Consider the following 15,507-nt stretch of genomic DNA (forward strand, 5'->3'; position numbering starts at 1 on the left):
CGCTTGCGCCCGCACCGGCGCATGGAAATCGCCTTGCCACAACGGCACGTTCGAGCTTGAGGCAAATACCTTGGCCTTGAGCTTGCTCTGTTCCTCGATTTCTTTCTGCGCCTCCGGCGGTGGCTCCACGAACTTAGGCGAGACCGTGAGCGTGCCGGTACGGTAGTGCGCGGCGTGGATGTCGACCGTCTGCGTAAGCTCAAACACCTTGCCATTGATGTGCGCAGTAATGTGCAGCGTAGACGAGCCGGGCGGTGCCTCCACATCCACGCCTGCCAGGGCAAACCAATCCCCACCTTGCTGGAAGAACTGAATCTTGCGCGTGAGCCATTCGCCTTCCACCGCGGTCGCGTCCGGCGCTGTGACGTGAATCAACTCGGGTGCGCCGGCAACAACAACTGCGGGAGTAAGCGACACCCGGGACGACGAACTCACCGATTGAGCGGACAAGGCGATGGGAAGCAGCGCAAGGGCGAAAGTCCAGCAAAAAACGCGAGAGCCGGTCATGCGTTCAGCATAACGGCTCCCGCGCTGCGTGTTTAGTAAGTAGTCAGCTTCACTTTGAGCAGATAACCGGCGTCGGCCTTCAGATTCAGGCCGTAGTCGGTCTGATCGCCGTTCCAGATGCGCTTCATCTGCCACTTGCCCCCGGCGTCATAGGAGCCTTCCTCAACCGCGAGGAACAGCCGCTTCTTGGCCTTGTCGAACGTGGGCGCGAAATCGACGCGGACATGATGCCCTGCAATGAGAAACTCGTCTGGCCCAAGCGCGATGATCACGGCGCCGCCGTCCGGGGGATTGTTGCCCTTGGGCTTGATCCAGTTGCCAAACGCCGGCAGGCCATAGCTGAGATCCGCCTGCCAGCGCGGGAAGTCCAGCGTCTGCGTATGCGCGTTGGGATCTTCACTGGCGCCGCGCAGATTGCCTTCAAGGCTGGCCTCCGCAAGTCTGCCTGCGATCGGCTCGAGCAGCGCGTATTCATTCGCGAACGGCGCCAGCCGGCTCTCAGCGCCGCTCGCCGGTTTGTCGCCCATGGCTTCAGCGCCCTCGGTGAGATTCGAGTACGCGGTGAGGTCGAGCCCAAACGGCGCGAACCCGATAGCACCCTGGCCAACCGCTGCAAAAACGTAGTGCGCATAGATGGGCGCATTGCCGGTCTCAGGAATCAGCAGCGGATTCTCAAACCGCTTGTACTGATCGATCACCGCCATGTACTTGGCATACTCCGGAATGTAGATATCCGGCGCGATGAGCGAGAGCGACGGAGCCGCAACCTTGTAGAGCTGGATGTTCTGGTCGGTCGGCGCGCCGGACTCGTAAGACCCTGGCCGACCCGGATTGATGGGATCGCGCAACGCCGCATTCGTATAAAGCGGCAGCGCATACTCGGCCTTGCCCGCGGCAGCCACCTGCTCAATGTAAGTAGCGATGCACCAGGCCTGAAACGTCTCGTCCGCCGCCTCGCCAAACACCTGCTGCCATGTGCCGGATGCTTTGCCGAGCGCCTGCGCAAGCTTCTGCGGAAGCTGGCCAGCGAATTCCTTCTCCGCCTCCGGCCGGTAGTCGCGGATGCCGCCCCACACCCCCGCCTCGTTCTCCACCTGCACCATCAGCACCGTGCGCTGCAGATCGGCGCTGCGCAGATGATGCATCAGTGCGGCAAAAGCCCCCTTGTCGGCATCCAGGCGCGCCGGCGAGAAGGTGCTCGGCGAATCGACCGTGTCGCCATCCTTGTTCACCAGGAACGGATACTTCTGCTGGTCCTGCTTGATCCACTGCGGCGTGTAATGCGAAGACCCGTTCTTCCATGTGCCGAACCACAGCAGCACCAGATGAACATGATGCGCGCGCGCCTGCGTCAGCATGGCGTCCACGATCGAATAGTCATAGTGACCAGGCGTAGCTTCCAACTGCTCCCAGTAGACCGGCAACTCCACCGTGTTGGCGTGCAGAATGGCTGCCGCGGGAAACACCTTGTCGAAATACCCCGGCCATGCCGAGGAATTATTCGCCTGGAAGCCAAGCATCAGATACGGCGCGCCATCCACCATCAAGGCGAAGCGATGATCCTTTTCGACGATGGCCGGAATGGGATGAGCGCTGGACCTGGGCGCCTGGGCAGTCGAGGCAAAAGGCAACGCAAGCGATAGGATCGCAAAAAAACATGAGGGTTTCATCATTGGAAGAATAGATGAAACCCCCTCCCATGCAATCGGGTCGAGCGTGTCAGCCGTGAACCAGCTTCGCGAGCGCCTGCCAGGGCGCGGTTTGCGCCAGGGGAATGCGGGTGAGCCAGATAACCAGCAACACCAGCGTTCCCATCCACGTCACGCGCTGAATCCTGCGGCGTGATATCAGGTCATAGGCAATCAGCGCGGCCGGAAACATGCAGAGAATCAGCAACTGCGACATCGGAGTGGAGGCTATGCCCAGCGTCTCGGGAAAGCGGCCAACAGCGGCATCGAGCAGCGGTACGGTGGCAAGCAGAATGAGCCGCTTGTGCTGATCGGGCTTGCGGCGCACAGCATAACTCCACCCCGCCAAAAGAGCGAAGGCCAGCAATGCGGTCACCGGCACCACAAAGAAGGTGAGCGGCGTCAGTCCCGATCCGGGCGGCGACATATCCCTGCGCAGCGCGTTGATCGCGGCAAGCGTCCCAATGGGAATCATGCTGGCGGCCAGCGCAAAACCCCACAGGCCCGTGACCATGTGCAGCTTGACCCTGCGCACCGAAACCAGCGAAGTCTGCACCGTGAGCGTAAGCAGCCACAGCGTCATGGCCGCAGCGTGCACGTGGATGATGGGCGCCGGCAAATGTGCCGTAACCATGCCCGCGGCGTAATAGGTCTTCGAAAAACCGAGCCAGACCGTCACCAGGATCAGCAGGCACATCAGCGGGAAGAAAATGCGATCCGATTGGACCTTGGTCTTCCGCGGAGTCATGACGGCAGTCGCCATGGCTAACCTCCAAAATTTGTGGATTACGGGGAATGGGGCGGGGGAATGTCGGGTCTCACCATACCAAGAGCCCACTCCAAGCGCAACGAAAATCTCTCGCCCACGGCAGTGCGCAGGTCGACAAGATTCGGATCCCCGGTTATGCGGCTATTTCGCGGCGCCCGCGAGCGGATGCGCGGCCTTCCACTTGTGAAGCCGTTGCTGCACCGCTGCCAGCTGTTCCGCCGTGATCCTCGTGCCCACGTTCTGCCGGTTAGTGAGATAGCGCTGCTGGTTTGGACTCTCCGCGGAGGCGGCCAGATCGAACCAGAAATACGCTTCGGCGTCGTCCTGCGCCACGCCCTGGCCCATCGTGTAAAGCATCGCCAGCGTGCCCTGCGCGCCGGCATCGCCCTGGTCCGCCGCTTTGCGATACCACTCCGCCGCCTTCACCTTGTCGCGCGGCACGCCCCGGCCGTAACCGTAGGCTTCAGCAAGATGAATCTCAGCCGGAACATAGGAACTGCTCGCGGCCTTGATGTACCACTCGGTGGCTTTGTTCCAGTTCTCGGCTGCGGCATCGGAGTCCTGCGCCGCACCGCCGGCTTTCGCATACCACTCGCCTACAGAGACCTCGGCAGCAGGATCGCCCTGATTGGCCTTCGCCTGAACAGCGGGATCGATGGCGGCAGCCTGGGCTGCCGCATACCAGCTTCCAATTCCCAATACAAACGTCACGAGTAGCTGCGCCGGTTTCACCGCGGACCCTCCCGGAATGAACAAACCATAGCAGATAGCCTTGCGGGGCGAATTCCTGGAGCGCCGCACCGCCCTGGCAGGTAGAATTTTCACATGACTGATCGCATGTCGCTTCCGCTCGCCCAGGCTGATCCTGAGGTCGCCGCCGCCATTGAACACGAGAGGTTCCGCCAGCACGAAGGACTGGAGATGATCGCCAGCGAGAACTTCGTCTCAGAGGCTGTGCTTGAAGCCGCGGGCTCCGTCTTCACGAATAAGTACGCGGAAGGCTATCCCGGGCGCCGTTACTACGGCGGATGCGAATTCACTGACGTGGTGGAGAACCTTGCACGTGATCGTGCCAGGCAGATCTTCGGCGCGGAACATGCCAACGTGCAGCCCCACTCCGGCTCGCAGGCCAACGCCGCCGCCTATATGGCGGTGCTGCAGGCCGGCGACACCATCCTCGGCCTCGACCTTGCGCACGGCGGCCATCTTACCCACGGACATAAGTTGAGTTTCAGTGGAAAGCTGTACCGCACGACCTTCTACGGCGTGCGCCGCGACACCGAGATGATCGACTATGACGAACTCGAGTCGATTGCCGAGCGCGAGAAACCCAAGGTCCTCATCGGCGGCGGCAGCGCCTATCCGCGGTTCTGGGATTTCGAGCGTATGCGGCAAATCGCCGACAAGGTGGGCGCGGTTTACATCTTCGACATGGCCCACATCGCCGGCCTTGTTGCCGGCGGCGTGCATCCCTCGCCAGTGCCGCACGCGCACATCACCACCACCACAACGCATAAAACGCTGCGTGGTCCCCGCGCGGGACTCATTCTGTGCGGTAAGGATCTGGCCGCCGCTGTCGACAAGGCAGTCTTTCCCGGACAGCAGGGCGGACCGCTGGTGCACATTGTGGCTGCCAAGGCAGTGGCATTCGCTGAGGTCCAGCGCCCGGAGTTTCGCACTTATGCGGCACAGGTTGTCGCAAACGCAAAGGTGCTTGCTGAAGCATTGCAGGCTGAAGGCTATCGCATCATCTCCGGCGGCACCGATAACCACTTGATGCTGGTAGATGTCTTCTCCAAAGGCATGCTAGGCTCCGAGGCCGAGGAAGCCCTGGGCAAGGCCGGAATTACAGTAAACAAAAACGCAATTCCATTCGATACCAATCCGCCCCTGAAGCCCTCGGGCATTCGCATCGGCACCCCGGCACTTACCACGCGGGGCATGAGGGAAGCGGAGATGCGCCAGGTTGCAAAGTGGATTACCCGTTCCCTGGAGCATCGCAGTGACAGCGCCCTTCTTGAGCAGATTCGCAACGAAGTGGCTGAACTCGCAAACCAGTTTCCCTTGTATGCCTGGCGTAAACAACCGGTTCCTGTTGCCGTATAAACTGCGGAATCGCTGAAGTCGCCCGCTCCGCAATCCTTGCGTGGCATGAAATCACATACCGCGACTTCGCTCCCGACGCCGTGTTGCATCTAGTGTGAATGAGGCGCCCTCAGGCACAGCAACTAAGCTGACATTCCTGCAGGCGCCGGGAGATACTCGAATGAGAACTTTACGGATTAGCCTGGCAACAATCCTTCTCACCTTGGCTGTTCCTGTCTTTGCGCAGCACCACCAGGAGCGGCAAGCTCCGCATGTTCGGCCGCCTGAGCACGGACCCGCCCCCTTTCATGGGCAAGTAAACCGCAATCAATCGCACGACCAGCGAGACCAGCACAACCGTGATTTCCGCGACCAGCCCGGCCATCCCAATGCGCCGCACGTAGATAACCGCAAACAATGGGTGGGTCATGACACCGGCCGTGATGATGCTCACTACCATCTCGACCATCCGTGGGAACATGGCCGTTTCTCAGGCGGCTTCGGTCCGCGTCATCAGTGGCGTCTTGAAGGCGGCGGCCCCAACCGCTTCTGGTTCCATAATTGGTACTGGATGGTTGCCCCCTATGACATGTCGTATGTGGATGGCTGGAACTGGGATGCCGATGACGTCGTCATCTATGAAGATCCAGATCACCCCGGCTGGTATCTGGCTTACAACACTCGCCTGGGCACCTATGTACATGTACAGTACCTGGGCTGAAGGTAAGTTCATCCTCGCAAAGCGAAAGGACAGGCCCGGGCCTGTCCTTTTTCGTGCATGAAATACCTGAATGACAATTCTCTAGCGTGCAAAGCCCCACTTAGACTGCGGTTGCACGTACATAGGTTGCTCGTAGCGCAGAAACCTATGACTCAGAGTTAAATATTAGCCAGATACATGGGACATGAGATATCCTTCCGCCATGACAATCAACTCTATTCTCGCTGAGATTGATGCGGAGATTGCGCGTCTTACTCAGGCACGACAGTTGCTGGCTGCCGCCGGGACCACCACCAAAGCTGCGAAGAAGTCCACTCGCGCCGCGAAACCTGCAGCGAAGAAGGCGCGCAAGCAGCGCGTGTTGAGCCCTGAAGCCCGCAAGAGAATCGCCGAGGCGCAGCGCCGCCGCTGGGCAGCCCAAAAAGGCAAGTCGAAAAAAGAAGCGTAGATCGCCTGTGTCGAGGAGGCATCCCTCTGGTGTCTCCTCTGCACCGATCTTTTCGCTGACTCACAAGCGCGGCAGTTTCAACCACCCGCGAAAATCAGCCCCTCACCAGGTCTCGACTGCGAGCACGTTCGGCGGCCCGGGGTGGCCTTCGATGACTTGCGTCTCGATGACCGCCTCCATGTTCTTCTGGTCCCAGTCGCGCGGCGCCTTGGCAAGAAGCGACTGCAGATACTCGGGGTTATAGAGAATCTCGCCCGCGGCCTCGGTGCCTTCCTCGGAGATGCCCGCCGCGATGATGACCGGCTGCCCGGTCGTCTTGTCGTGTATGCGGGCGACGATGGCGTAATCGCGCGAGAGCTTCTGGTAGGGCAAATCCCACGCGGTTGCCCAGGTGGTCTTCGCCGGGCTGTTGCGGTCCACCAGCAAAGCCACACCGTCTTCCGACTCGAAGCCGAAACGAAGCTTCTGCGTAATCCGCAGCGTCCAGATGTTGTCGAAGGCGCCCACCAGCACAATCGGGCCCTCCCGCAGTTGGCCAAAACTGGCCTCCGATGCCGGAAGTACGCGGAACGATTTATGCCGCGAGGCGAGGGCAGCCACCGTGCGCGTCAGCGTGATCACGTCCGCAAGCGCCAGGCTGCCGGAATAATGCAGCCGGAAATAGAGCGGTTCAGGCTTTGAGTTGCCGAGCGGCGTGTCGTAATTGTTGATCGCGCTCACATCGATGTTCTTGGCCGGCTCGCCCAGGCAAAATGTCGTGGGGTTTGCGCTGCCCGTCACGGGCGCCCAGAAGCGTTCGAGATTCGACGGCGGCGGCGGCTCAGGCTTGTAGCGCAGTCCCGCAAGCAGGCCCGCAGCTCCGGCCAGAAGCACGAGCATCGCGATCCCCGTGCTGATTACCCAGCGCAGCCGCCACAGCCGGCCGGGGACAGGAGACTGGGGCGCCGCAACCGCGGAAATTTCAGGCAGCGGAGCCGCGTCCATCGGCTCTTCCACCGGAAGCTCGGCGACCCGATCAGGCTCGCGGAAGAATGGAACGTACGACCCCGTGGGCAGATCGATGATCAGCTCTGCCGGCTGGCTGAACTCGTAGTAATACTGCTTCAGACGGCTGCGCACCTCTTTGGCAGTGATGCGCACCACGGGATCGGCATTGGCGTCATAACTGGGTTCCTTGCCAAACACCTCCACGCCGATGGTCCGCTCTTTAAGGTCTGAGGCGTGCCCGAGCAGGGTCTGCTCCACAACGTAGGCAAGCAGCACCGGATACCGTCTGCTGTTGGCGAACAGCGGGTGCGCCAGAAGACGGTTCAGCTGCTCGCGAATACGAGGGGCGTCCATGACGAAACTCGATTCCGCGGCTTCGGGCCCGAACTTCTGCCCCACGGCCATCCTTACTCCTCTTCGGGCTTGGTTCTCAGATGTGCGACTGAAAGGCGGCCCGTGCGACCGCTCGCAATTGGCTGCGCCCACGTCCACCCCACCGACATCCCAGTGCCAGTTTCGACGTGACGCGCCGAAACCACCCCGAATTTCGATTGTGTAGCGTATGATACGTCCCCGTAATTTGCTTGTCCACCGCCGATCAACCGGCTGTCTTGCAACGGCTTAGCAAACGCAGACGCAAACGCTACCCGATGGTACCTGTTTTCCCTGAAGTTCAACCGGCTATATTCCGTCTCGGTCCAGAAGATGAGCCGGGTGGCATCGGTGTGCAGTCGGATTTCGCACTTCCATTCCTTGCCCAAAGCGCATTTTCTTGTGATTGCGGCTCCTCGCCCCTCCGTTTGCCAGACCTGGAACTATCCAGGCAGGACTCACCGAGGGGCGCTTTTTTGTCTCCCGCCGCCTCGTCCCCGCATGCGCGCGACCGGTTTGAAATCGGGAACCTTCATCAACATCGACGCTTGCTCAACGCTCTGGTTCGCTGATAAAAGAAGACTCAAGTGGAAGAGCAAGCAGTCGCTGCAGGCCACTTTGCGAATTCAGGTTTGCGAATTCAGGAACGATGCGTCGAACTTCCCCTTCGCGCTTTGTCCAACTTTGGCCCTCAGCGGTTGCCCCTCACCGCCCGGCCTCTGTGTGCGCTCTTGCCACCGATCACAAACATCCAATGACCGAGGCTGATTCGCTATGTCCTCAAACATGATGCCGCACGCAGTCTGCTGGAGCCAGGATCAGAACCTCATCTGGACCATGGTGGTCTCCAACGGGATCACGTTCCTGAGCTACCTCACCATCTGCGTCACCTTGTTCTATCTGGCCCGGAAAACCCGCGGAGCGGTGGCGCGCGACTGGGCTTTCTTCCTGGTGGGCTTTGGCATCTTCATCGTCGCCTGCGGCGGCACCCACCTCATGGAGGTCATCACCACCTGGATCCCGGTCTTCTGGATCAGCGCATGGGTCAGTGTCACCACTGCTGTCTTCTCGGCCTATGTCGCCGTGGCATTCGCGCTCAAGGCCACACACCTCGGCTTCGGCATCAACGACTACGCCCGCCGCCTGGGCGACACCGAAAATGAGCGGGCGCGAATGGAACAGAGCCTTGTAGCCGCGCGCAAGCTGGACGAATGGAACAAAATGTCCGCCGTGGTCAGCCACGAGATCAATAACCCCCTCGCCGCCATTGGCAACCTGCTCTTCCTCATGCAGCTGAATCCGGAACTTCCCGAAGGCGTGAACGGCATCGTGCAGCAGGCTTCCGACGAAGTGAAGCGCATCGAGACCCTCACCCGCTCCACCCTCGGCTTCTTCCGGACCTCGGCGGGTCACGAGCCCGTGGACCTGGTCTCGTCCGCGGAGGCTGTCCGCTTTCTCCTCGGGCCCACACTGCGCCAGCGCGGTGTCGAGATGGTCATCAGGTCCGAAGGCGATTGCACCGTGAATGCCTATGCGGTGGAGACACGCCAGGCATTGCTGAACCTTGTCCGCAATGCCGTCGAAGGCACCACCCGTAAGGGAGCCAATGTCACCGTCGAACTCACCGGCAGGCCCGACGATGTGCGAGTCGATGTGATCGACCAGGGCTCAGGAATCGCCGCGTCGGTGAGGGATAGCCTCTTTCAGTTCGGAGTGAGCACCAAGGGCGATCGCGGCAACGGCATGGGCCTGTGGCTGGTAAAGCAGCTCGTGGCCCGCCACGGCGGCAGCATCGATGTCGAAACCAGGCAGGACGAAGGCACGCGCTTCACCGTGATCTGGCCGCGGCAGTTCCCTCAAGTCAAGGCGGCCGACGAGTCGGTCACAACCAATACCGGACACTAGCCCGCGCCGCTTCAGCGCTTAGGTCAGCGCCCGATCCAGGTGCACGTAACCGCCATCCACGATGAGGTGCTGGCCGGTGGTGTGGCCGGACTGCGTGGGCGAGAGCAGAAACACCACCGCCGCGGCAATTTCCGAGGACAGCGTCATGCGCTTGCCCAGCGGAATCTTGCTCGTGATCTCGCGCAGCTTGGCTTCGGGATCGCCCAGCGTCTTGAGCCACCGTTCATAAAGCGGCGTCATCACCTCGGCCGGAAGAATCGCGTTCACCCTCACATTGAACGGCAGAAGCTCCGCAGCCCATTCGCGGGTCAGCGCAAGCTGCGCCCCCTTGCTGGCCGCGTAGCCTGACGTGTTGCCCTGCCCCGTAAGCGCCACCTTGGAACTGATGTTGACGATCGATCCCTGCGACTTCTTCAATGCCGGCAACGCATAGTGCGCCAGCGCGTAATAGTGGATCAGGTTCTTTTTGAGGCTCTCCTCGAAGCGCTCCACCGAGCCCCCTTCAAGTCCCACCCCATCATTGACTCCGGCATTGTTCACCAGCCCGTCAATCGCGCCGAACTGCCGCTCCGCTTCGGCAATCGCTTCGCGGCAGCGGGCCGTGTCTTCAAGATGCGCTTCGATCAGCGTGCACCGCGCACCGGCGGACTCCATCTCCGCCATGAAGTGCTGCACGTTCTCTGAACGGCGGCTCAACACCACCACGCGCGCGCCCTCCCCGAGGCAGGCGCGCGAAATGCCTTCGCCAATTCCGGCGCCGCCGCCGGTGACGAGAATGACTTTGTCCTTCAGTCCAAGATCCATGCAGCCATTCCTTTTTCTGATTGCCGTCCGTCGACTCTAATTCAGCCCCGCCATCACCAGCATGCGCGGTTCCGTCATCTCCTGAATCGCGGAGCGGATCCCTTCCCGCCCGATGCCGGAGTCCTTCACGCCGCCGTACGGCATGGGATCAAGCCGCCAGCTCGGCGTGTCGCCAATGATCAGGCTGCCAACCTCGATCTCGCGAAACGCCGTGAGAATGCGGCCGGCGTCGCGCGTAAGCAGCCCCGCCTGTAATCCATAGCGCGAATGATTCACCTCCGCCAGCGCCTCTTCAAAGTCGTCGTACGGTTCCACCACCACCACCGGGCCAAAGACCTCTTCGTCGCGCACCTTCATCCCGCGCTGTGTGCCGGTCAGAATCGTCGGATGCACCACGGACCCGTGGCGTTCTCCGCCCGTGATCAACTTGGCTCCTCCAGCTACCGCCTCCTGGATCCACGCCTCTACCCGCTCCGCCTCGGCCGGCCGGATCAGCGGCCCCACATCCGTCGCCTCCTCGCTCGGATTGCCCACCACCAGCTTCTGCGCGCAGTCCACCAGCTTCCACAGGAAGGTCTGGAAAATATTGCGCTGCACGAACACCCGCTGCACGCTGATGCAGGACTGCCCGGCGTGTCCAAAGGCTCCGTGCGCGGTGCGCAACGCCGCCTCGTCCAGATCGGGCCAGTCGCTGTGCACCACCATTGCGGCGTTGGAGCCCAGTTCGAGCAGCACGCGCTTCCGCCCCGAGTGCGCCTTCAGCTCCCAGCCCACCTTCGACGACCCCGTAAACGTGACCAGCTTGAGCCGGTCTTCCTTCTCGGCCAGCCACGCTGTGTCGGCGTTTGAAAGCGGCATCACGGCGATGGCCTCCTGCGGCCATCCCGCCTTGAGAATCACCTCTCCCAGAGCCAGCGCGGTAAACGGCGTCTGCGGCGCTGGCTTCAGCAGAAACGGACAGCCCGCGGCGATGGCCGGCCCAATCTTGTGTGCGACCAGATTCAACGGAAAATTATTCGGCGTGATGGCAAGAATCGGCCCCACCGGAAATCGCTGCACCAACCCCCACCGGCCTTCATTGCCTTCCATCAGGTCCAGTGGAATCGTCTCGCCGCCCAGGCGCGAAGTCTCCTCCGCCGATGTCTTGAAGGTGAGGATGGCACGATCCACCTCCGCGCGCGCCAGCCGAAGCGGCTTTCCCGCCTCCGCCACAATGAGCTGCGCAAACCTTTCCTTCTGCTCGATGAGAGAAGACGCCACATCCTCCAGAATCTCCTTGCGCTTCCAGCGCGGCAGCCCGCGCGTGCGGCGGATGACGGCCACCGCATGATTCACCGCCTGGCGCGCATCGGCGCGGGTGGCTTGCGTCACACGGCCCACCAGCCCCTGGTCCCACGGCGAACGCACCTCGATCGCTTCGCCTTCGTCCCATTCTTTCCCGCACAACAAAAATCCCGTTTGGGTACCCGGGCGCATCTTCATCTGGATCGGCTCCTGTGGTTCCTACGTCATCGATGGTACAGGCACGAGCTCCGGGGAGTCAGGACGCTCCGCGCGTGAAACCCTGCCGCGTCCCTGAATGGGACGGGTACACTGGGTTGCGATGATCCACGACCGCCGCAGCAGAAAACTTCCCTACGACCCTGAAGAAGCACTCGCCCACCTGCGCGCCCGCGATGCCAGACTCGGCGCCCTCATTGATCGCATCGGCCCGTTCGCCCTGCGTCTTGACCGCTCCCCGTCACCCTTCGAGTCGCTGCTCGAATCCATCATTTATCAGCAACTCCATGGCAAAGCGGCGGCTGCCATTCACGGCCGGGTTCTCGCGCACTTTCGCGACGACCCCACCCCACAGTCGCTCATCGACACGCCGGATGAACTGCTCCGCAGCCTCGGCGTCTCCGGCAACAAGGTCAAGGCGCTCAAAGACCTCGCCGCCAAAACCATCGACGGCACCGTACCCTCCCATGCGGCCATCAAAAAAATGCCGGACGCGGACATCGTCGAACGCCTCACAGAAGTCCGCGGTATCGGTCCGTGGACAGTCGAGATGCTGCTCATCTTCCGCATGGGCCGGCCAGACGTGCTGCCCGTAACCGACTACGGCGTGCGCAAGGGCTACGCGCTCACCTTCATGAAAATTCCTAAAGACCGCACCCTCGCCGCCGACGACCTCCCTAAGCCTGACGTCGTGTTCAAGCGCGGGCAGCGCTGGAAACCCTTCCGCTCCGTCGCAAGCTGGTATCTGTGGAGGGCCTGTGATTTTGCCCGGTCCACACCGCCCGCCGGAAGGGCCTAGAATAGGTAAACTGCTGGACCCTGGGACATCCCCTGGTATTGGCCAAAGAGAGCTCCATGCCCGCACCGCGCCGCTTTGTCTGCATTCACGGCCACTTTTATCAGCCGCCCCGCGAAAACCCCTGGCTCGAAGCCGTGGAGACACAGGACTCCGCAGCCCCCTATCACGACTGGAACGAGCGCATCTGCGCCGAGTGCTACGCCACCAACGGCGCGGCTCGCATCGTCAATATCAAAAACAAAATCACCCGTATCGTTAACAATTACGCGCGCATCAGCTTCAACTTCGGACCCACCCTGCTGCGCTGGCTGCAGGAGAACGCACCGCGCACCTACCGGATGATCCTCGACGGCGAAAAGCGCAGCCGCAAAAATTTCAAAGGCCATAGCTCCGCCATGGCGCAGGGCTACAACCACATCATCATGCCGCTCGCCAACCTCCGCGACCGCATGACGCAGATCCGCTGGGGCATCGCCGACTACCAGTACCACTACGGCATTCCCCCTGAAGGCATGTGGCTGGCCGAGACCGCCGCCGACACCGAGACACTGGAACTGCTCGCCGCCCACGGCATCAAGTTCACCGTGCTGGCGCCGCACCAGTGCAAACGCATCCGCTCCCTTAAAAACAGTGATGCCGCCTGGACCGACACCCCCAACGCCGGCGTCGACACCTCGCGCCCCTATCTCGTCCGTTTCGATAACGGGCTCTCCATCGCGGTCTTCTTCTACGACGGCCCGCGGTCCCGCGCCATTGCCTTTGAAGGCCTGCTCAACTCCGGCGAAAACTTCGCCGCCCGTCTCAACGGCGGCTTCAAAGACGTCCACGAAGCCCAGCTCGTGCACGTCGCCACCGACGGCGAATCCTATGGCCATCACCACCGCCATGGCGAAATGGCATTGGCTTACACCCTGCGCCTGCTTGAAGAAGACAAGAACGTCAGGCTGACCAATTACGGCAGCTTTCTGGCCCAGTTCCCACCCGAGTACCAGTGCGAAATCGTCGACAACACCTCCTGGAGCTGCGCGCACGGCATCGAGCGGTGGCGCTCCAACTGCGGCTGCAACGGCGGCAAGGCCGGATGGACCCAGGAGTGGCGCACACCCCTGCGCAAGGCTCTCGACGAGCTCCGCGATGCCCTCATTCCCCTCACCGAGCGCGAAGGCAACAAGCTGTTCAAGGATGTCTGGGCCGCGCGCGACGCCTACATCGGCGTCGTCCTTGACCGCACCGAAGAAACCGTCGAAGCTTTTGTGCGCGAGCACCGCAGCCATCGATTTACCAGCGAAGAACGCGTGCGCGCGCTCGAGCTCATGGAGATGCAGCGCCACACCCAGCTCATGTACACCAGTTGCGCCTGGTTCTTCGATGACATCTCCGGCATCGAGACCGTGCAGATCATCGCCTACGCCGCCCGCGTTCTGCAGCTTGCAAAATGCATCTTCGGTGAAGATGGAGCCGGACTGGAACCCGTCTTCGTCAAACGCATCGCTGAAGCGAAATCAAACGACCCCGCCGCCGGCGATGGCGAACGGCTCTATCGCAACAAGGTCGCCGCCCTCCAGCTTGGCCTCGAACAGGTCGCCGCCCATTACGCCATCAGCTCCATCTTTTCGTCCTTCGCTGAAGAGACAGACCTGTACTGCTATAAAGTGCGCCGCGACTCCTACGAAATTCACACCTCCGGCCGCGGACGCGTCGCCCTCGGCCGCACCACCATCGCCAGCACCATTACCGGCGAGGAGAAGAGCTTCAGCTTCGCCGTGCTCCACTTCGGCGATCAGAACATCACCGCCGCCGTCAAACCCTATTCCAGCGCCGATGCCGCCGGCTTCGAAGCCTTCAAGGGAGAGGTCGCCGATCAGGTGCTGCGCGCCGACTTCCCCGATGTCATTCGCCTGCTCGACCGCCATTACGGCCACGTCGACTACTCGCTCACCTCGCTCTTCACCGACGACCAGCGGCGCATCGTGCGCGTCATCCTCAACTCCACTCTCTGGGATATCGAAAAATCGCTCACCAGCATCTACGAGGACCACGCCAGCCTCCTGCACTATCTCTCGCAGGCCGGGCTGCCCAAACCCGCGGCGCTCGCCCTGGCCGCCGGATTCGCCGTCAACGCCGGCCTGCGCCGCGCCCTCGAAGGCGACCCCATCGACCTCGCCCTGATGCGGTCCTATCTCAAGCTGGCCAAGGCCGACGGAGTGCAACTCGAGACCCCCACCCTCTCCTACATCGCAGACCAGCGCATGAAACTCGCCATGATCGAGCTGCAGATGTCGACCGGCTCCCTCGAAATGATCGATCGCGCCCTCACCCTCTCCCGCACCTTGATCGAGCTGCCCTTCGAGTTGAACCTGTGGCAGGCGCAAAACATCTGGTACGAGATCATGCGCAGTTCGAATTACGCGCTCACCTCGCTCGCGCCCGAAGACCGGCCCCTCTGGGATCGCGACTTTGCTGAATTGGGCCGCCTCCTCAATATCGACACCGCCGCCATCAAGGTTGTCGACCTTACGATTGTTACCACCGGCGATTGATGCCCCTCACCGGCCAGCCTCACCCGCGCTGCTCTTCGGAGCTCACCTTCCAATCACCCACCGTGCCCCAGCCTGTCGCCTTTTTTCCGGCGACCGGGTGGGAAACCACGCACCTCGATTTCCCCCTCCGCCGGGTCGAACTTGTCCTGAGGAGCCGGAAAACCGCTTGCCGCGCGTGCAGGAGTTAGCCTGCCCTCCTCCTGCATCCTGTGACGGCCGGCACAGCCTCGCCTCCGCCCAGGGCCGCACTATAGGTCTGTGCTCTTCTGCCGAAGATCTGCGTGCTTCTGCGAACGCTTCACCGGATCCCTCCAATCGGCGCCGCAAGTTAACCAGAAAATTAACCAATTTCCGCAAAAAGTTTTCCACAGAGGGGCTTGAC

13 protein-coding genes are annotated in these 15,507 nt (G+C 61.7%); 6 read left to right on the plus strand and 7 right to left on the minus strand.

The annotated features are described in order from the left end of the window. The 4 genes from VGL22_RS03450 to VGL22_RS03465 all read right to left on the minus strand — a co-directional run. A partial coding sequence (locus tag VGL22_RS03450) for a hypothetical protein (protein WP_465265485.1) occupies positions 1 to 507 on the minus strand: 507 nt, incomplete at its 3' end. Between the two features lie 32 nt (positions 508 to 539). Then, positions 540 to 2,138, minus strand: a complete 1,599-nt coding sequence (locus VGL22_RS03455) for a DUF5597 domain-containing protein (RefSeq protein ID WP_465265486.1) — start codon at positions 2,136 to 2,138, stop codon at positions 540 to 542. Between the two features lie 88 nt (positions 2,139 to 2,226). Further along, positions 2,227 to 2,958 carry a hypothetical protein gene (locus tag VGL22_RS03460; RefSeq protein WP_465265487.1) on the minus strand — a complete coding sequence of 244 codons (732 nt, stop codon included), beginning with the start codon at positions 2,956 to 2,958 and terminating at the stop codon, positions 2,227 to 2,229. A gap of 147 nt (positions 2,959 to 3,105) precedes the next feature. After that, positions 3,106 to 3,696: a tetratricopeptide repeat protein gene (locus VGL22_RS03465; protein ID WP_465265488.1), complete on the minus strand. Its 591-nt coding sequence runs from the start codon at positions 3,694 to 3,696 to the stop codon at positions 3,106 to 3,108. Between the two features lie 93 nt (positions 3,697 to 3,789). On the opposite strand from VGL22_RS03465, the gene VGL22_RS03470 reads away from it, so the two are divergent. The 3 genes from VGL22_RS03470 to VGL22_RS03480 all read left to right on the plus strand — a co-directional run bounded on the left by VGL22_RS03470 (position 3,790) and on the right by VGL22_RS03480 (position 6,218). After that, positions 3,790 to 5,070: a serine hydroxymethyltransferase gene (locus VGL22_RS03470; protein WP_465265489.1), complete on the plus strand. Its 1,281-nt coding sequence runs from the start codon at positions 3,790 to 3,792 to the stop codon at positions 5,068 to 5,070. A gap of 160 nt (positions 5,071 to 5,230) precedes the next feature. After that, positions 5,231 to 5,770 (plus strand): hypothetical protein, encoded by a 540-nt coding sequence (locus VGL22_RS03475; RefSeq protein WP_465265490.1) that lies wholly within the window; start codon positions 5,231 to 5,233, stop codon positions 5,768 to 5,770. A 202-nt stretch (positions 5,771 to 5,972) separates the two neighbouring features. Further along, entirely contained in the window at positions 5,973 to 6,218 is a 246-nt protein-coding gene (locus VGL22_RS03480; RefSeq protein ID WP_465265491.1) for a hypothetical protein, read from the plus strand. A 102-nt stretch (positions 6,219 to 6,320) separates the two neighbouring features. Here the strand turns inward: VGL22_RS03480 and VGL22_RS03485 are convergent, their stop codons facing one another. After that, complete coding sequence (locus VGL22_RS03485; RefSeq protein ID WP_465265492.1) at positions 6,321 to 7,610, minus strand: hypothetical protein; 1,290 nt, start codon at positions 7,608 to 7,610, stop codon at positions 6,321 to 6,323. Positions 7,611 to 8,351: 741 nt separating this feature from the next. Between VGL22_RS03485 and VGL22_RS03490 the strand changes: the two genes are divergently transcribed. Further along, a complete protein-coding gene (locus VGL22_RS03490; protein WP_465265493.1) occupies positions 8,352 to 9,482 on the plus strand; it encodes a sensor histidine kinase in 1,131 nt (376 codons plus the stop codon). A gap of 18 nt (positions 9,483 to 9,500) precedes the next feature. On the opposite strand, the gene VGL22_RS03495 is transcribed toward VGL22_RS03490, so the two are convergent. Together VGL22_RS03495 and VGL22_RS03500 are read right to left on the minus strand one after the other, a co-directional pair. Next, positions 9,501 to 10,286, minus strand: coding sequence for an L-fucose dehydrogenase (locus VGL22_RS03495; RefSeq protein WP_465265494.1), 786 nt, complete (start codon positions 10,284 to 10,286; stop codon positions 9,501 to 9,503). 36 nt (positions 10,287 to 10,322) lie between these two features. Next, positions 10,323 to 11,768 carry an aldehyde dehydrogenase family protein gene (locus tag VGL22_RS03500; protein ID WP_465265495.1) on the minus strand — a complete coding sequence of 482 codons (1,446 nt, stop codon included), beginning with the start codon at positions 11,766 to 11,768 and terminating at the stop codon, positions 10,323 to 10,325. Positions 11,769 to 11,865: 97 nt separating this feature from the next. On the opposite strand from VGL22_RS03500, the gene VGL22_RS03505 reads away from it, so the two are divergent. After that, the gene (locus VGL22_RS03505) at positions 11,866 to 12,585 is read left to right on the plus strand and encodes a DNA-3-methyladenine glycosylase family protein (RefSeq protein WP_465265496.1); all 720 of its coding nucleotides are present in this window, start codon (positions 11,866 to 11,868) and stop codon (positions 12,583 to 12,585) included. A 56-nt stretch (positions 12,586 to 12,641) separates the two neighbouring features. Continuing rightward, a complete protein-coding gene (locus VGL22_RS03510) occupies positions 12,642 to 15,125 on the plus strand; it encodes a DUF3536 domain-containing protein (protein ID WP_465265497.1) in 2,484 nt (827 codons plus the stop codon). Positions 15,126 to 15,507 lie beyond the last annotated feature (382 nt).

This window comes from Occallatibacter sp. (genome assembly GCF_036502485.1).
GTDB lineage: Bacteria > Acidobacteriota > Terriglobia > Terriglobales > Acidobacteriaceae > Telmatobacter.